This is a genomic window from Pseudomonas lundensis (genome assembly GCF_015377145.2).
Taxonomy (GTDB): Bacteria; Pseudomonadota; Gammaproteobacteria; order Pseudomonadales; family Pseudomonadaceae; genus Aquipseudomonas; species Aquipseudomonas lundensis.
In genome coordinates, this window is sequence record NZ_CP062158.2 from 3341561 (window position 1) to 3359519 (window position 17959).

General features: G+C 58.4%; 17 protein-coding genes. 11 read left to right on the plus strand and 6 right to left on the minus strand.

Translation table 11 applies throughout. The features are described from left to right. Nucleotides 1-137 precede the first annotated feature (137 nt). Complete coding sequence (locus IF654_RS15655; RefSeq protein WP_047277937.1) at nucleotides 138-1007, minus strand: LysR substrate-binding domain-containing protein; 870 nt, start codon at nucleotides 1005-1007, stop codon at nucleotides 138-140. A 115-nt stretch (nucleotides 1008-1122) separates the two neighbouring features. Between IF654_RS15655 and IF654_RS15660 the strand changes: the two genes are divergently transcribed. Then, nucleotides 1123-2232 carry a 2-aminoethylphosphonate--pyruvate transaminase gene (locus IF654_RS15660; protein ID WP_094987719.1) on the plus strand — a complete coding sequence of 370 codons (1110 nt, stop codon included), beginning with the start codon at nucleotides 1123-1125 and terminating at the stop codon, nucleotides 2230-2232. A 68-nt stretch (nucleotides 2233-2300) separates the two neighbouring features. Beyond that, on the plus strand, nucleotides 2301-3128 hold the full coding sequence (gene phnX / locus IF654_RS15665; protein WP_094987720.1) for a phosphonoacetaldehyde hydrolase: 828 nt from the start codon (nucleotides 2301-2303) through the stop codon (nucleotides 3126-3128). A gap of 50 nt (nucleotides 3129-3178) precedes the next feature. Here phnX and IF654_RS15670 read toward each other — a convergent pair whose 3' ends face one another. Then, on the minus strand, nucleotides 3179-3739 hold the full coding sequence (locus IF654_RS15670) for an NADPH-dependent FMN reductase (RefSeq protein ID WP_094987721.1): 561 nt from the start codon (nucleotides 3737-3739) through the stop codon (nucleotides 3179-3181). 205 nt (nucleotides 3740-3944) lie between these two features. Here IF654_RS15670 and IF654_RS15675 point away from each other — a divergent pair, with 205 nt between their 5' ends. Then, complete coding sequence (locus IF654_RS15675; protein WP_047276568.1) at nucleotides 3945-4166, plus strand: hypothetical protein; 222 nt, start codon at nucleotides 3945-3947, stop codon at nucleotides 4164-4166. 119 nt (nucleotides 4167-4285) lie between these two features. Here the strand turns inward: IF654_RS15675 and IF654_RS15680 are convergent, their stop codons facing one another. The 4 genes from IF654_RS15680 to IF654_RS15695 form a co-directional block, all read right to left on the minus strand. After that, on the minus strand, nucleotides 4286-4858 hold the full coding sequence (locus IF654_RS15680) for a GNAT family N-acetyltransferase (protein WP_047276570.1): 573 nt from the start codon (nucleotides 4856-4858) through the stop codon (nucleotides 4286-4288). Between the two features lie 96 nt (nucleotides 4859-4954). Further along, nucleotides 4955-5713, minus strand: coding sequence for a DNA polymerase III subunit epsilon (gene dnaQ, locus IF654_RS15685; protein ID WP_194862257.1), 759 nt, complete (start codon nucleotides 5711-5713; stop codon nucleotides 4955-4957). Beyond that, a complete protein-coding gene (gene rnhA / locus IF654_RS15690; RefSeq protein ID WP_047276573.1) occupies nucleotides 5706-6158 on the minus strand; it encodes a ribonuclease HI in 453 nt (150 codons plus the stop codon). The genes dnaQ and rnhA overlap by 8 nt, the downstream gene beginning before the upstream one ends. Nucleotides 6159-6254: 96 nt before the next feature. Next, complete coding sequence (locus IF654_RS15695) at nucleotides 6255-7013, minus strand: methyltransferase domain-containing protein (protein ID WP_047276574.1); 759 nt, start codon at nucleotides 7011-7013, stop codon at nucleotides 6255-6257. Nucleotides 7014-7086: 73 nt separating this feature from the next. Between IF654_RS15695 and gloB the strand changes: the two genes are divergently transcribed. The 8 genes from gloB (at nucleotide 7087) to fabI (ending at nucleotide 17709) form a co-directional block, all read left to right on the plus strand. Next, entirely contained in the window at nucleotides 7087-7866 is a 780-nt protein-coding gene (gene gloB / locus IF654_RS15700; RefSeq protein WP_194862256.1) for a hydroxyacylglutathione hydrolase, read from the plus strand. Nucleotides 7867-7965: 99 nt separating this feature from the next. Then, entirely contained in the window at nucleotides 7966-9366 is a 1401-nt protein-coding gene (locus IF654_RS15705; protein ID WP_047276576.1) for a transglycosylase SLT domain-containing protein, read from the plus strand. A gap of 130 nt (nucleotides 9367-9496) precedes the next feature. Beyond that, nucleotides 9497-11350, plus strand: coding sequence for an extracellular solute-binding protein (locus IF654_RS15710; RefSeq protein WP_094987722.1), 1854 nt, complete (start codon nucleotides 9497-9499; stop codon nucleotides 11348-11350). Further along, the gene (locus IF654_RS15715) at nucleotides 11347-13188 is read left to right on the plus strand and encodes an extracellular solute-binding protein (protein ID WP_194862255.1); all 1842 of its coding nucleotides are present in this window, start codon (nucleotides 11347-11349) and stop codon (nucleotides 13186-13188) included. The genes IF654_RS15710 and IF654_RS15715 overlap by 4 nt, the downstream gene beginning before the upstream one ends. Then, a complete protein-coding gene (locus IF654_RS15720; RefSeq protein WP_097191485.1) occupies nucleotides 13189-14262 on the plus strand; it encodes a microcin C ABC transporter permease YejB in 1074 nt (357 codons plus the stop codon). A 1-nt stretch (nucleotide 14263) separates the two neighbouring features. Beyond that, complete coding sequence (locus tag IF654_RS15725; protein WP_047276583.1) at nucleotides 14264-15283, plus strand: ABC transporter permease; 1020 nt, start codon at nucleotides 14264-14266, stop codon at nucleotides 15281-15283. Nucleotide 15284: 1 nt separating this feature from the next. After that, complete coding sequence (locus tag IF654_RS15730) at nucleotides 15285-16895, plus strand: ABC transporter ATP-binding protein (protein WP_194862254.1); 1611 nt, start codon at nucleotides 15285-15287, stop codon at nucleotides 16893-16895. A gap of 19 nt (nucleotides 16896-16914) precedes the next feature. Further along, on the plus strand, nucleotides 16915-17709 hold the full coding sequence (gene fabI / locus IF654_RS15735; protein WP_194862253.1) for an enoyl-ACP reductase FabI: 795 nt from the start codon (nucleotides 16915-16917) through the stop codon (nucleotides 17707-17709). Nucleotides 17710-17959 lie beyond the last annotated feature (250 nt).

Here is a 17959-nt window from a genome sequence, read left to right on the forward strand (position 1 = left end):
CGCTGGCCGTCGAATGGGCGCAAGTTTATACGCCCAGAACGCCTCAATCGACCAAAAAATCCAATCACGCCCGGCTCAACCTTTATCCACACCGCCCTTCACCGACGGCACGCGGCCGCTGTCCAAGGCGATAACCCTCACGCTGGGTACGATGGCGCCAGTTCCATGAACGCCTTGATCAGTCGAAGTTGGGCGCGACGCTCCATGCAGCCGAGCAGGTGCCGGTTGGTCAAGCCCTGCCCGTTAATGGGTACAGCGTGTACCCGTGGGTCCTGACTAACCTCCGCCGACGAGACAATGCCCACCCCAAGCTGGGCCGCCACCGCTTCGGTCACCGCCTCGCGGCTGTCCAGCTCCAGCAACACACGCGGGCTGACCCCTGCCTGCTCGCAGGCCAGGTCAAACGTGCGGCGGGTCGTGGACGCGGGTTCGCGCAAGACCATGATGACCTGATCCAACTGCGCCATCTCAACCCCGCCCGAGAGCGCCTGCCAAGGGTGACCGGACGGCACCAACGCGCAGATACGCGATGCCTTGAGGGGCCGCAGCATCAAGCCTTTACGCGGCTCGACCTCTGTCAGCACGGCCACGTCTGCGTGTTCTGAGAGCAAAGCGGCCAGGGTGTCCTGCGCATTGCCCAAGCGTAAATTCACGGTGATGCCGGGATAGCGCTCACGCAGGCTCGCCAGCATGGGCATCACCAGGTGCGGGCCGTCCGCCGCCACTTCGAGGCGTCCGGTAAGCAGTTGGCGATTGGCTTCGAGCATGACTTGCGCCTCATCCACCAAACCAAACATGGCGCGGGTGATGGCCGCCAGTTTGATCCCCTCTTCGGTCAACTCCACACGCCGGGCCGTGCGGCGCAATAAGGTGATTTGGTAATGCTCTTCAAGGGTTTTGATATGCCCGGTGACCGCCGGCTGGCTGATAAACAAGCGTGCGGCCGCCCGGGTGAAGCTGCCTTCGCGTGCCACCGCGTCGAAGGCCCGGAGCTGGAACAGATTCATAAATAAGCCTCGCTGATGGCTGGCATCACAACAAACAATTTGAATGATGGTAACTCAAACTGCAATTTAGCCGGTGTATCCAGTCGCTATCCCATTGCTTGCGAGGAACCCCCGAATGCACACTGCCGCGCCGATCCTGCTGACTCCCGGCCCCCTGACCACCTCGGCGCGAACCCGTCAGGCCATGATGGTCGACTGGGGCTCATGGGATGAACGCTTCAACCAATTGACGGCCAGCCTGTGCGAACAACTGCTGGCCATCATCAACGGCGCCAGCAGCCACCATTGTGTACCGTTGCAAGGCAGCGGCACCTTCGCTGTAGAGGCCGCTATCGGCACCCTGGTCCCGCGTGACGGCAAAGTGCTGGTGTTGATCAACGGCGCCTACGGCAAGCGTGTGGCGAAAATCTGTGAGGTGCTGGGGCGCCGCTTCAGCACGTTTGAAACCGCCGAAGATCAACCCACCACAGCCGCTGACGTAGAACGCCTGCTCAAGGCTGATCCCGGTATCACCCACGTGGCGTTGATCCATTGCGAAACCAGTACCGGGATACTCAATCCGCTGCCAGAAATTGCCGAGGTCATTGCCCGACAGGGCAAGCGTCTGATCATCGATGCCATGAGTTCTTTCGGCGCACTGCCGGTGGACGCACAAAAAGTACCGTTCGATGCGCTGATCGCCGCCTCCGGCAAATGCCTCGAAGGGGTGCCGGGCATGGGCTTCGTGTTCGCCCGTAAAGCCTCCCTGGCCCAGGCAGCGGGCAATGCCCACTCACTGGCGATGGACTTGCAGGATCAGCACGCCTACATGGCAAAAACCGGCCAGTGGCGCTTCACCCCACCCACCCATGTGGTCGCCGCCCTGCACGAAGCGTTACTGCAATACCACGAAGAAGGCGGCCTGCCCGCTCGCCATCAGCGCTACGCCAACAACTGCCAGACACTGCTCGCCGGCATGGCCACGCTGGGGATTCGCAGTTTCCTGCCCGAAGCCATTCAGGCACCGATCATCGTCACCTTCCACGCCCCGAAAGACCCGCGTTATCAGTTCAAGGAATTCTACGAACGGGTCAAGGCTAAGGGTTTCATTCTCTACCCAGGCAAATTGACCCAAGTTGAAACATTCCGCGTGGGCTGCATAGGCCACGTCACCCACGTCGATATGCAGGCGGCGGTCGATGCCGTGGCGCAGGTGCTGCAAGACATGGAAGTGCTGGACATCTGACGGCACAAACGCTGGTTGAACGTAAATTTCTCCGTGCGGTTACGACCGCTCATACAGGATCCAACGACATGAACTACACCAACCCCCACACGCTTCAAGCCGCCATCTTCGACTGGGCGGGCACCGTGGTCGACTTCGGTTCATTCGCCCCTACGCAGATTTTTGTCGAAGCGTTTGGCGAGTTCGATGTACACGTTTCCATCGAGGAAGCACGCGGCCCCATGGGTATGGGCAAGTGGGACCACATTCGCACCCTGTGCAATCAGCCGCAGATTGCCGAGCGCTACAAAAAGGTCTTTGGCCGCACCCCGACCGATGATGACGTGACGGCCCTTTATGAGCGCTTCATGCCGCTGCAAATCGAGAAAATCGCCGCGCACTCGGCGTTGATCCCCGGTGCGCTTGAGACCATTGCCCAATTGCGCGCCCAAGGCTTAAAAATCGGCTCTTGCTCGGGTTACCCCGCACAGGTCATGGCCAAAGTCGTTGAACTGGCGACCTCCAACGGTTACGTCGCCGACCATGTGGTGGCAACCGACGACGTACCCAACGGGCGTCCATGGCCTGCTCAGGCGCTGGCCAACGTGATCGCGCTGGGCATTGAGGACGTGGGCGCTTGCGTGAAGATTGATGACACCGTGCCGGGCATTCTTGAAGGTCGCCGCGCAGGCATGTGGACAGTGGCGTTGGTGTGTTCGGGCAACGCCCTGGGCCTGACATGGGAACAATTCCAAGCGCTGGACGCGCAGACGCTGGCCAGCGAGCGCACGCGCATTCACGCGCTGTTCGAGGGCTCACGCCCGCACTACATGATCGACACCATCATGGACTTGCCGCCCGTGATTGCAGACATCAATACGCGTCTGAAAAACGGTGAAATGCCACAAAGTAGCTGACCCGATTCAACGGAGGACAGCGGCCAATGGCGCCGCTGTCTTCACCGCATTCAGGCTGGCGTGTTCAGCTCAACCCACTGCACATACGCATCAATAAAGGCTTGCAGGAAGGGACGGGTTTTTTCCGAGAGTGCGCCGGACTCATCAAAAGCCGCGCCCGCTCCGCCCAGATAGGCTTCTGGCTGCTGCATGCACGGAACATTCAGGAACACCAGCGACTGGCGAAGGTGATGGTTAGCCCCAAAGCCGCCAATGGCGCCAGGGGAAACGCTGATCACAGCGCCCGGTTTGCCGCTGAAGACACTTTGACCGTACGGGCGCGATCCCACATCGATGGCGTTTTTCAGCGCACCCGGCACTGAACGGTTGTATTCGGGGGTCACAAACAGCACCGCATCGGCCTGGCGAACCTGATCGCGAAATGCCGTGTACGGCGCAGGCGCCGGGGTGACATCAATGTCTTCGTTATAAAGCGCCAGATCGCCAATTTCGACAATGTTCAGCTTCACGTGGGGTGGCGCCAGGTGCGCCAGGGCGTGTGCCACTTTTCGATTGAGCGAGTCCTTTCTCAAACTGCCGACCAGTACTGCAACGTTGTAGACCTTGCTCATGGAAACCCCCGAAGCTGCTGTAGGAAAGCTGTAAGAACGTTAGTTATAGATGATCGGACGCCTTTCTTGCACCCCGGTTCACCCTATCGACCGGCAAGCCTGTAAAGTAGCCGGACTATTTTTTCCACAGCGTTAAACTTCCCCGGCTGATCAACGGTCTACAAGAACCGCAAATTGGGTGTTTATCTCCAGAGGTTCTCTACAAATGGCAGCAGTGCTCGTTGGGCAGTTTCATGCAAGAGACGCGGAAGGCCGTGTTTATTCCGTGCATGAGTTTCAAGACTCCACCCCTGGAACAGACGGTCAGCCGGTCATCACGTACAAGTTGGCGATTGGCGACCGCGTCAAGAAAATAAGTGATACCGAATTCGAACTGGTGCAATCAGGCATTGCCCTGGTTCGCGAGCCTGAACCCGCTCACTCTTAACACGTCATTTTTGTGGGAGGCGCGCCTGTCGGGTGGTGCACGATCATGCGCCTTGGCTGAGAAGTCGCTGCGCGCTGCGGGTATCACACGACACGCTCAACCCTGCGTTGACTGACGTCTCATGCCTGCTTTTCAAATAGCAGATACCAGAAGATCGCCACCTCGGCTGTCTGCGGATCAATCCCGCGATAGCGCAAATGATCGACCCCGCCTACCTGATACCCACAACGCTCGTACAAACGGCACGCACCGATGTTGTTGTTCTGGGTTTCCAGCATGATGCCCGGCAGCTTTTTCTTGTGGCTCCAGAACCTCACCACATCCAGCAATGATCGGGCGACCCCATGGCGACGGGCGCCAGCAATCACGGCCAATTCGTCAACGTGGGCAAAACCGTTCCAGTTGGTACTGACCACTACGTGGCCTACGGCTTGGCCATCGAGATAAGCCATGAACACGGCGCTGTCTGGCGCGCCCCGATAACTGGCGAACTCGTCGGGATCGATTCCGTAACACTTGCGGTAGGGTGTGATCCGGTGCAGGGGCCATTCATCGACGCGCGTGTGCAGGTCTACCTGGGCGTAAGCGCGTACTTCAAAACTGAAATCGTTGCACCACACATAGGGCGCGAACCCTTCATCCGCCAGGCGCACAGACACTTCAGGATTTTGCGGGTTTATGACCAGGTGCATGGGTGAGCCGATCCTTGTGTGCGGGCACCTCTCACCCAGGTGCCGCCGATGGCAACAAGGGCTGCCAGCCCTTGCCGAGACCTCAAAGGGGGTCGTTTATTGCAGCGTCTGCTGCTTGGCTTCAAGCAGTTGCGCCCATAACGAAGGGGCGCCCGCAGACTTGGCAATCGCTTCGAGCCGCGCTGCGTGCTCAGCCATATCGCTTTCACTTGCACGAATAATCCGCCCCGGCAGACGATCTGCGGGCAAACGGCGGATTTCAGTGGCCTGGTTGCCGGAGCCTTCGCCCGAGCCATTGCCGTCAGAGGCATTCCCGGCCAACGACAGACTGGTCTGCCCACCCGTCATGGTCAGGTAAACGTCTGCCAGGATCTCGGAGTCGAGCAAGGCGCCGTGCAGCTCACGGCCCGAGTTGTCGACGCCATAGCGTTTGCACAAGGCATCGAGGCTATTGCGCTGACCCGGGTGACGGGCACGCGCCATCATCAAGGTATCGAGGATGGTGCAGTGCTGCGTGAGGTCGGCGCGGTCGGTTTGCCCGATCAGGGCAAATTCGTTGTTCAGGAAGCCGATGTCGAACGCGGCGTTATGGATGATGAGCTGAGCGCCCTTGATGAACTCGAAGAATTCATCGGCCACTTCGGCAAAACGCGGCTTGCCCACCAGAAACTCGTTGGTGATCCCGTGGACGCCAATCGCGCCCTCGTCGCTTTCACGGTCAGGTTGCAGGTACACGTGAAAATGCCGCCCGGTCAGGCGGCGGCCCATCAACTCGACGCAGCCGATTTCGATGACCCGGTGGCCATCGGTCACCGGCATACCGGTGGTTTCGGTATCGAGGACAACACTACGCATGCTTGAGGCCCCTCATTTCATCCACACCCCGATTGGCCAACTGGTCGGCACGTTCATTGCCCGGATGGCCGATGTGACCACGCACCCATTGCCACTTCACCGTGTGACGGCTGACTTGTTCATCGAGCAACTTCCACAGGTCGGCGTTTTTCACCGGCTCTTTGGACGCGGTTTTCCAACCGCGTTTTTTCCAGTTGACCATCCACTCGGTGATGCCTTTCATCACGTACTGGGAGTCCGTTACCAGCACGACTTCGCACGGACGCTTGAGTTCTTCAAGGCCACGAATGGCCGCCATCAGTTCCATGCGGTTGTTGGTGGTATTGGGTTCGCCGCCCCAGAGTTCTTTCTCGACACCCTGACACACCAGCAAGGCACCCCAGCCGCCGGGGCCGGGATTGCCCTTGCAGGCACCATCGGTGAACATTTCAACGCTATTGCTCATTACAACCTATCCAGAAAAGGGTGTTGTGGCCTGCCCATCACGGATCGGCAGCACCTGAGGCCGGATCGCTCCGGCCCTTCGTTTATTCAAGCGCAACTACGGTTGGCTGTGACGCCGGTTGACCTTGGCCATCGGCAAGGGAATCAGCTTGCCCATGGGCTCGCGTCGTAACGGATTGACCGGCCGCAAGCCAACCACCATCTTGCGTGCCACCAATATATAGAAGCCGCCACCGGCCAATTGCCAGTTGCCCGCCTTGTGTTCCCAACCTGATAAACGACGCTGCCAGGCCGGGGACGCGAGCGGCGGACGATAGCACCCGAAGCGGCGTTTCTCCAGCGCAAAGCCCAGCAGGTTCAGCCAATCGGCCACGCGGGAGGGGGAAATACAACGCGCCTTGCTCAGCGCATCCTTGGCGAACACGTGGCGCAGGCCCCAGGTGCTCCAGGGGTTGATGCCCACGATCAGCAAATGCCCACCGGGCCGTACGCTGCTGGCGGCTTCGCGCAACAAGCCATGGGGCGACAGGCAGAAATCCAGACCGTGTTGCAGCACCACCACGTCGGCCGCGTGCTCGCACAACGGCCAGGCCTGTTCTTCACAAAAAATCTCAACACCCGGTAATGGCGCCCCCAGGCGCACCGTGCGCTGGACTTGAGCCGCGTTGGGCGGGGTATCCGCGCCCGGCCCGTAATGCACCAGATAACCGCCAAAGAACCGGCCGAGTTCGTCTTCCAGTACACGTTGTTCATCTTCCAGCAATAACTGCCCGTGGGGACCGGACAACCATTCGCGCGCCGAACGGATCAGCGCCAGCCACTCAGGGTCAGCCTGAGCCAATGCTTTATCGGTCATTGCTCCTCCAACTCGCCATGTACCCATCACAAGCCCTAAGATGCGCCATTGTTTCGCACTTGGGAATTGCGCCATGCTACAGATCGATGCACTGCCTGCCTTCAATGACAACTACATCTGGTTGTTACAGGACACTGCCAGCAAACGCTGCGCGGTCGTGGATCCGGGCGACGCTGCGCCGGTCGAAGCCTGGCTGGCCCAACACCCGGACTGGACCTTGAGCGACATCCTGATCACCCATCACCACTTCGACCATGTTGGTGGGGTTGAACAGTTGCACCAACAGACTAACGCCAAGGTCTGGGGCCCGGCCCAGGAAACCATCCCCGCACGACAAGCGGCCCTTAACGACAACGATCGCATCGAGGTGCTGGGGTGTACGTTCGAGGTCTTCCTACTGCCCGGCCATACCCTTGGGCACATCGCCTACTATCACGCGCATCCGGCAACCCCGCTGCTGTTCTGTGGCGACACCCTGTTTGCGGCGGGTTGCGGCAGGCTGTTTGAAGGCACCCCCGAACAAATGCATCGCTCCTTGGGCCGACTGGCGGCGCTGCCCGGTAACACCGCCGTGTATTGCGCCCATGAATACACGTTGAGCAATTTGCGCTTTGCTCAGGCGGTGGAGCCGGACAACGCGGATATCAAGGCGCGCATCGAACAAGTCACGCAATGGCGAGCCAAGGATCAGATCAGTCTTCCGTCCGATGTCGCACTGGAATTACGTACCAACCCTTTTTTACGGGTTAACGAAACATCCGTTAAAGAAAAAGCTGACGAATGGAGCGGGCAGGACAATGCCTCGCCGGGCGCGGTGTTTGCCAGCTTGCGCCGCTGGAAAGATAAGTTCTAATCAGGGTCGCGGTTGGCACAAAAATTCTGAACAGTTGACCGCGTCCCACCTGCTTTCTAGAATCGCCCGACATTTTTGCCCGGAACTTACTTCCAGCCAATGTCGTCATCTATACGTAACTCCCTCAAAACAGACGCATTGACGCGCCTTGCGCAAGCCATCGCGCTGGCCGTGTCCGCTGTACTGGCGGGTTGTCAAAGCATGGATCATTCGGCTCAAACGTCCGAAAGACCCTCGCTCAAACTGACCAAACGCATTCCTCAAGAGCCGATCTGGCTCAACGAAAAACCCAGCCCTGCCGCCCCGCAAGATGTGTGGGAGCGGATGCGCCAGGGGTTCAAGTTGCAGGAAGGCGCGGACGTTAACCCGCGAATAGAACAGCAGCGCCTCTGGTTCGCCAGCAACCCGTCGTTTCTCGAAAACGCGGGCGAGCGCGGCAGCCTTTATATCCACTACATCGTGGAGCGCCTCGAAGAACGCAACATGCCGCTTGAACTGGCCCTGCTGCCAGTGATTGAAAGTGCCTACAACCCAATGGCGTATTCCCACGCCAATGCCGTAGGTCTCTGGCAGTTCATCCCCTCGACCGGTCGCTACTTCAACCTGCGCCAGACCCGCGCTTACGATGGTCGCAAAGACATTACCGCCTCGACCCTGGCGGCCATGAACTACCTGACCCGCCTGCATGACATGTTCAATGGCGACTGGTTGCTGGCACTCGCGGCTTACAACGCGGGCGAAGGCACGGTGAGCCGGGCAATCGAGCGCAACGAAAAGCTGGGCCTGCCTACCGATTACTGGAACCTGCCCCTGCCCCAGGAAACCAAGGACTACGTCCCCAAGCTCCTGGCATTGTCCCAAGTGGTGATGGCCCCTGAAGCCTATGGCATCAACCTGAACCCTATCGCCAACGAACCGTACTTCGAGATGGTCGAAATCAAGCAGTCCATGGACTTGTCCCGTGTGGCAGCGTTGGCTGAAATCGACGAAGACGAAATGTTCCAGTTGAACCCGGCCTACAAGCAACGCGCCACCACCGATGGCCCGCAGCACTTGCTCGTACCGACCTCCAAGGCTCAATTGCTGACGGCCAGCCTGTCCAACCTCAAACCTGAAGAATTGGTCAGCCTGCGCCCTAAAAAGGCTGTCTTCGATACCGTCGCCAGCACCACGCCTCGCCTCAAGCGCACGTACAAAGTCAAAAGCGGCGACAACCTGACCACCATTGCCAAAGCCAACAGGGTCAATGTTCGAGACTTGCAGCGCTGGAACAAGCTCACCGGCAAAAACCTCAAGGCCGGTCAGATGCTGGTCATGCAGGACACACGTAAACCCGCGACCCGCCAGAAACCCACGCAATACAAGGTAAAAAAGGGCGACTCGCTGTACATCGTCGCCAAGCGGTTCAACGTTGAGATGCAACACCTCAAGCGCTGGAATCCCAACAGTGCCAAGGCACTCAAGCCAGGGCAGATGCTGACCATTTCAAAGCCTCGGTAAGCGTCACGCCGTCAACGCAGCGGGCAATCCAGCTCCTACATAAATGTGGGAAGCAGATTGCCCGTTTTGCTTTCCGGTGCAGTCTTTTTCCTACAGATACAAGCTGTTACTGTACGGAAACCCAAGCCCAATGCCGGATCGGATCTCTGACTTGAAGCGTCCCCTCCTCCCGTTACTGCTCTGCCTGGCCTTGAGCGCCCCCGCCTGCGCAACCCTCAGCGAAAGCCACGGTTATGCGCAGTTCGGCACACTCAAATACCCGGCCACATTTACCCATTTCGACTGGGTCAACCCTGACGCGCCCAAAGGCGGGACGCTCAAGGTCATGGCGTTTGGCACGTTCGATACGCTAAACCCCTATACCTTCAAAGGCACCAGCCCGGTTTCAACCCCCAATTTCTTGCAATACGGGGTCAATGAGCTCAATGAAACCCTGATGGCGGGCACCGGCCAATATGCTCCGTCCGGCGACGAGCCGACCGCCAGTTATGGCTTGATTGCCCAATCGGTTGAATACAACGAAGACCGCAGCTGGGTCGTGTTCAACCTCAGGCCCGAAGCGCGCTTTCATGATGGCGCCCCCATCACAGCCTACGATGTGGCGTTTTCATACAACCTGCTGCTCAAAGAAGGCCATCCGCAGTACCGCACCAACCTGCAAGAAGTGCAGCGCGTGGACGTTCTGGGGCCCAAGCGGATCCGGTTTGTGTTCAAGCGTTCGGGCAACCCGCTGCTGATTTTGCGCCTGGGTGAGCTGCCGGTGTTGCCCCAGCATTACTGGGCCACGCGCGACTTCAAGGCCACGACGTTCGAACCGCCGCTGGGCAGCGGTCCCTACCGGATCACTAAAGTCACGCCGGGACGGCAACTGGTGTTTGAACACGTCAAGAACTGGTGGGGCGCCAACCTGCCGGTCAACCGTGGCAAATACAATTTTGACCGGGTGGACGTTGAGTTTTACCGCGACAGCGATGTGGCGTTCGAAGCCTTCAAGGCCGGTGAATTCGATATGTATATCGAGCATCAGGCCAAAAATTGGGCCAATGGCTACAACTTCCCGGCCGTGCGCCGGGGCGAAGTGATCCAGGCGCAAATCCCTCATCACATCCCGACTCAAACCCAGGGGCTGTTCATGAACAGCCGCCGCAGCACGTTCAATTCAACCGGCGTGCGTGAAGCCATGGGCTTGATGTTCGATTTTGAATGGACCAACCGCACCCTGTTCAACGGCGCCTACCAGCGCGCGACGAGCTTCTATCCCAACAGCGATTTCTCGGCCAGCGGCATTCCACAGGGTCATGAATGGCTACTGCTTTCGCCTTGGCGCACGCAATTGCCGCCCGAACTGTTCAAACAGGCTTTTAGCCTGCCGCAAACACAAGGGCGCGGCATCCCCCGCGACACCCTGCGTCGCGCGCTGGCCTTACTGGCCGAAAATGGCTGGAAACTCTCCGGGCAACGCTTGATCAATAGCGAAGGAAAACCACTGAGCTTTGAGATATTGCTGGTAAATCCAAACCTTGAGCGCATTCTGCAACCGTACGTGGAGAACTTGGCGAGCATCGGCATTGCAGCGCGGCTGCGTACGGTGGACCGGGCCCAGTACAAACAGCGTCTGGATCAGTTCGATTTCGACATGATCCTCATAACCCTTGACCAGACCCTGAGCCCCGGCCTTGAGCAGTGGCAGTACTTTCACTCGAGCCAGGCCAACGTCAAGGGCAGTAAAAACTATGCAGGCGTGGCCAATCCGATTGTCGACCAACTGCTCGAAAAGCTGCTGGCCGCGCAAACCCGTGAAGAGCAATTGGCCGCAGGCCGGGCACTGGATCGTGTCCTGTTGTGGCAGTACTACAGCATCCCAAACTGGTATCTGAATTATCACCGCCTGGCGTACCGCAACCGGTTCGCCTTCGTGACTACGCCGCCCTACACATTGGGCTTGAGTGCGTGGTGGCTAAAGCCTACGGAGAAATCCCAATGATGCCTTTGCGTACCCTGCTAAAGCCCCTTGGCGGCCTGCTATTGGCCGGTGTCAGTTGCCTCGTGCTGGCCGCCCCGCAACATGCCCTGACCCTGTACGACGAACCGCCAAAATACCCGGCCAATTTCAAGCACCTCGATTACGTGAACCCGAATGCGCCCAAAGGCGGCACCTTCCGCAAATCCGCCCTCGGCACGTTCGACAGCCTGAACCCGTTTATCAATAAGGGCGTTCCGGCCGATGACATCGATCTGACCTACGACACCCTGGCCCGTCAGAGCCTCGACGAACCGTTTACCGCCTACGGACTGATCGCAGAAAAAATCGAAAAAGCCCCTGACAACAGTTGGGTGCGTTTTTATCTGCGTCCGCAGGCCAAATTCAATGACGGCCACCCGATCCGCGCAGAAGACGTGGTGTTCAGCTTCGACACCTTGATGAAAAGCGCCTCGCCGCTGTTCAAGAGCTATTACAGCGACGTAGAAAAAGCGGTCGAAGAAAACCCGTTGCAGGTGAAATTCATCTTCAAACACACCAAAAACCGCGAATTGCCGCTGATTCTCGGACAACTGCCGATTTTGCCCAAACACTGGTGGGAAACTCGCGACTTCAACAAGGGAAATCTCGAAATACCCGTCGGCAGTGGCCCTTACACCATTACCGAGATCAAGCCGGGCCGTTCGATACGCTACGAACGCAACAAGGACTACTGGGGCAAAGACTTGCCCATCAATAAAGGCCTGTACAACTTCGACGCCATCACCATCGATTATTTCCGCGATAACAGCGTCGCGTTTGAAGCACTCAAGGCCGGCCAATTCGATTACTGGCTGGAAATCAGCGCCAAAAACTGGGCAGGTGCTTACAACGTGCCTGCGGTCAAACAGGGTCGCCTGATTAAAGAAGAAATCCGCAACGCCAACCCCACCGGTATGCAAGGCTTTATTTTCAACCTGCGCAGGCCGATGTTTCAGGATGTGCGCGTGCGTGAAGCCCTGAACCTGCTGTTCGACTTTGAATGGGCCAACAAACAGCTGTTCAACGGTTCATATGCGCGCACCAGCAGCTATTTCGAAAACTCGGACATGGCCGCCAAAACACTGCCGAGCGACGAAGAACTGGCGATTTTGGAACCGTTGCGCGGGCAAATTCCCGACAAGGTCTTCACCGAGGTGTACAAACCGGATGTGACCGACGCCAGCGGCATGATTCGGGAGCAGCAGCGCCGCGCGTACAAGCTGTTACAAGACGCCGGGTGGCGCATCGTTGACGACAAGATGGTCGACACCCAGGGCAACCCGGTAAAGATTGAATTCCTTCTGGCGCAAACCGAATTCGAACGCATCTTGCTGCCGTTCAAGCGCAACCTCAGTGACTTGGGCATCGACTTGCAAATTCGTCGCGTCGACACCTCCCAATACCTGAACCGTCTGCGCTCAAGGGACTTCGACATGATCATCGGCAGCTTCCCGCAATCCAGCTCGCCGGGCAGTGAGCAACGCGAGTACTGGGCCTCTGAAAGCGCCGAAAAACTGGGCAGTCGCAACTTCATGGGCCTCAAGGACCCAGCCATCGATCAACTCACCGAAGGGCTGATCAATGCCGACTCCCGCCAGAACCTGATCACCCATGCCCGCGCGCTGGATCGCGTGTTGCAGTGGGGGTTCTATGTCATTCCCAACTGGCACATCAAAACCTGGCGCGTGGCCTATTCCAACCACATCGGTCACCCGGCCGTCACACCGCTGTATGACATCGGCACCTCCACTTGGTGGGTCAAACCTGATGTCGAGCCGGTCACTGCCACTCAACCCACAAGCGAAAGCCTGGAGCCTTAGATGCTGGCCTATATATTCAGGCGACTGCTGCTGATTATTCCGACACTCTTCGGGATTCTGCTGATCAACTTCGTCATCATCCAGGCCGCTCCCGGCGGCCCGGTGGAGCAGATGATTGCCAAGCTCGAAGGTTTTGACGGCGCGACCAGCCGGATCGCCGGGGGCGGCTCCGAAGTGTCGGTCGCAGGCTCCAACTACCGTGGTGCGCAGGGGCTGGACCCTGCGCTGATTCAGGAAATCGAAAAAATGTACGGGTTCGACAAGTCTGCCCCGGAGCGCTTGTGGATCATGATCAAGAATTACGCCCACCTGGACTTCGGGGAGAGTTTTTTCCGCGACGCCAAGGTCATTGATCTGATCAAAGAAAAAATGCCCGTCTCGATCTCGCTCGGCCTGTGGAGCACGCTGATCATGTACCTGGTGTCGATCCCGCTGGGGATCGCCAAGGCCACGCGGCACGGCAGTCATTTCGACGTATGGACCAGCTCGGCCATCATTGTCGGGTATGCGATACCCGCCTTCCTGTTCGCCATTTTGCTGATTGTGGTGTTTGCCGGCGGCAGCTACCTGGATTGGTTTCCCTTGCGCGGCCTGACCTCCAACAACTTCGATGAACTGAGCCTGGGCGGCAAGATCCTCGATTACTTCTGGCACCTGGCCTTGCCGGTCACGGCGCTGGTGATCGGCAACTTCGCGACCATGACCCTGCTGACCAAAAACAGCTTTCTGGACGAAATCAACAAACAGTACGTGGTAACGGCCAAGGCCAAGGGGCTGACCCATCATCGCGTGCTGTATGGCCACGTGTTTCGCAACGCGATGTTGCTGGTGATTGCCGGTTTCCCGTCTGCTTTTATCGGTATCTTCTTTACCGGTTCCTTGCTGGTCGAAGTGATTTTCTCGCTGGACGGGCTGGGTTTGATGAGCTTTGAAGCGGCGATAAACCGTGACTACCCCGTGGTTTTCGGCACGTTGTTCATCTTCACGCTGGTCGGCTTGCTGGTAAAACTGATCGGTGACCTCTCATACACCCTGGTTGATCCGCGCATCGACTTTGAAAGCAGGGAGCATTGAGATGACGTTATCGCCCCTTAACAAGCGACGATTCGCACGGTTCAAAGCGAATAAACGCGGCTGGTGGTCATTGTGGATTTTTTTGGTGCTGTTCACGCTCAGCCTCGGCGCCGAGTTGATCGCCAACGACAAACCGCTGGTCATCCGCTACGACGGCGAGCTGTACTTTCCCGCCCTCAAACGCTACCCCGAGACCGACTTTGGCGGTGAGTTCCCGCTGGAGGCCAATTACAAGAGCCCCTACATCCGCGAACTGTTGGCCAAAAAAGATGCCTGGGTGCTGTGGCCACCTATTCCGTATAGCTATCAGAGCATCAACTACGACCTGAAAGTCCCGGCCCCCGCACCGCCTTCAGCCGAAAACTGGCTCGGCACCGATGACCAAGGGCGCGACGTGCTGGCGCGGGTGATTTACGGCTTCCGGATTTCGGTGCTGTTCGCCCTGACCCTGACGATCTTGAGTTCCATCATCGGTGTGATTGCCGGGGCGCTGCAGGGCTTCTACGGAGGCTGGGTCGACCTGGCAGGTCAGCGCTTTCTGGAGATCTGGTCCGGATTGCCAGTGCTGTACCTGCTGATCATCCTCGCCAGTTTTGTGCAGCCCAACTTCTGGTGGCTGCTAGGCATCATGTTGCTGTTTTCGTGGATGAGCCTGGTGGATGTCGTGCGGGCCGAATTCCTGCGGGGTCGCAACCTGGAGTACGTTCGGGCCGCCCGTGCCCTGGGCATGCAGGACATGGCCATCATGTACCGGCACATTTTGCCTAACGCCATGGTGTCGACCATGACGTTCATGCCGTTCATTCTGACCGGTGCGATCGGCACCCTGACCGCGCTGGACTTTCTGGGCTTCGGCCTGCCGCCGGGAGCACCCTCTCTGGGCGAGCTGGTCGCCCAGGGTAAATCCAACCTGCAAGCGCCGTGGCTGGGCATGAGCGCGTTCGCCGTGCTGGCAATCATGCTCAGCTTGCTGGTGTTCATCGGTGAGTCCGCTCGCGATGCCTTCGACCCGAGGAAATGAAATGACGCAGGACAATCTGATCGAAGTGCGCGATCTCTGCGTCGAGTTCGTGGCCGGGGAGCAACCGCAGCGTGTGGTGCAAGGCGTGAGCTTTGACATCAAACGTGGCGAAACCCTGGCACTGGTGGGCGAAAGCGGCTCAGGCAAATCTGTCACGGCCCACTCGATCCTGAGGCTGCTGCCCTACCCCAACGCCCGCCACCCCGGCGGCAGCATCACCTATGCGGGGCAGGATTTACTGACGCTGGACGAGAAAAAACTGCGGCACATCCGCGGCAACCGCATCGCCATGATTTTTCAAGAGCCGATGACGTCACTCAACCCCTTGCACAGCATTGAAAAGCAGATCAATGAAGTGCTGGGGCTGCACAAAGGGTTAACGGGCAAGGCAGCCACTGAGCGGACGCTGGAGCTGCTGGACCTCGTAGGCATCCCCGAGCCCCGCAAACGGCTAAAGGCCTTGCCACACGAGCTCTCCGGCGGCCAGAGACAGCGTGTCATGATTGCCATGGCCCTGGCCAATGAGCCTGAGTTGTTAATTGCCGACGAACCCACGACGGCGCTGGACGTCACGGTACAGCTCAAAATCCTCGATTTGCTCAAAGATTTGCAGGCCCGGCTGGGCATGTCGCTGTTACTGATCAGTCACGATTTGAACCTGGTTCGACGAATTGCTCACAGAGTATGTGTCATGCAGCGCGGTTGCATCGTCGAACAAGCATCGTGCGAACAGCTGTTCCGTTCGCCGCAGCATCCTTACACCCGGGAACTGCTCGGTGCAGAGCCCAGCGGAGGCCCAGCGGATACCGTCGCGGGCCCGACGTTGCTGAAGGTCGAGGACCTGAGAGTCTGGTTTGCGATCAAAAAAGGGCTGTTGCGCAAAACCGTCGATTACGTAAAAGCAGTCGATGGCATTAACTTCAGCCTGCCCCGTGGTCAAACGCTGGGCATTGTGGGGGAAAGCGGATCGGGCAAATCGACGTTGGGGCTGGCGATTTTGCGGCTGATTGCCAGTCGCGGCGCGATTCATTTTGGGGACAAGCAGCTAGACTGCCTGTCGCAGAAAGACGTCAGACCGTTGCGACGCCAGATGCAGGTGGTGTTTCAGGACCCGTATGGCAGCCTCAGCCCACGCATGAGCGTCAGCGAAATTGTCGGTGAAGGTTTACGCATTCACGGCATGGGCACCGCTCAAGAGCAAGAAGCCGCCATTATTGAGGCGTTGCGTGAAGTAGGTCTGGATCCTGAAACCCGGCACCGTTACCCTCACGAGTTTTCAGGTGGACAGCGGCAGAGAATCGCCATTGCCCGCGCGTTAGTGTTGAAGCCAGCGTTGATTTTGCTGGACGAGCCAACCTCTGCGTTGGACAGAACGGTACAACGCCAGGTCGTCGAGCTCTTGCGTGCTCTGCAAGCCAAGTACAACCTGACGTATTTGTTTATCAGCCATGATTTGGCGGTAGTCAAAGCGCTGAGCCACCAATTGATGGTGGTCAAGCAAGGCCAAGTGGTCGAACAAGGTGAGGCGTCTTCCATTTTTGCCTCGCCGCAACATCCATATACACAGCAGTTGCTGGAAGCCGCCTTTTTGGCACCAGTGGCTGTCGATTAATCTGATAGAGGAACAACACATGGGTTTTCTCGCCGGTAAGCGCGTCCTGATCGTCGGTGTCGCTAGCAAATTGTCCATCGCTTCTGGCATTGCTGCCGCCATGCACCGTGAAGGCGCTGAACTTGCCTTCACTTATCAGAACGAAAAGCTTAAAGGCCGCGTTGAAGAGTTCGCCGCAGGTTGGGGCTCCAGCCCTGAACTGTGCTTCCCTTGCGACGTTGCCAGCGATGAAGAAATTGCCAAGGTCTTCGAAGACCTGAGAAAGAAGTGGGACGGTCTGGACTGCATCGTTCACTCCGTGGGCTTCGCTCCGGGCGACCAACTGGATGGCGACTTCACCGACGCCACCACCCGTGAAGGTTTCCGCATTGCCCACGACATCAGCGCCTACAGCTTCGTGGCCCTGGCCAAGGCTGGCCGCCCAATGATGAAAGGCCGTAATGGCAGCCTGCTGACCCTGTCGTACCTGGGCGCAGAGCGCACCATGCCCAACTACAACGTGATGGGCATGGCAAAAGCCAGCCTGGAAGCGGGCGTACGCTATCTTGCTGGCAGCCTGGGCCCGGAAGGTACGCGCGTTAACTGTGTATCGGCAGGCCCGATCCGCACGTTGGCCGCGTCAGGCATCAAGAATTTCCGTAAAATGCTGGCAGCCAACGAAGCGCAAACGCCTCTGCGTCGCAACGTGACCATTGAGGAAGTCGGTAATGCCGGCGCCTTCCTGTGCTCTGACCTGGCGTCGGGCATCAGCGGTGAAATCATGTACGTTGACGGCGGCTTCAACACCACCGCAATGGGCAACATCGAAGAGTAACTCTTCGCTGTCGCTGCCTTGAAAACGCCCGGTGCAGCCACTGCATCGGGCGTTTTGCGTTTAAGGTCGGCGCTCCTCCTGCTCTTCCCTCGTCGCATGCGCCGCTACACGGCCAGCCCCCTGATCACGCGAGGACCGCATTCCCTCTGCGTACCCTAATCGCGAGGGAGCTACTGGCCCGTTTCCCAAGCAAAAAAAATGGCCGCTCCATGAGCGGCCATTTTGGTTGAGGCTAAACGCTTGATCTCAC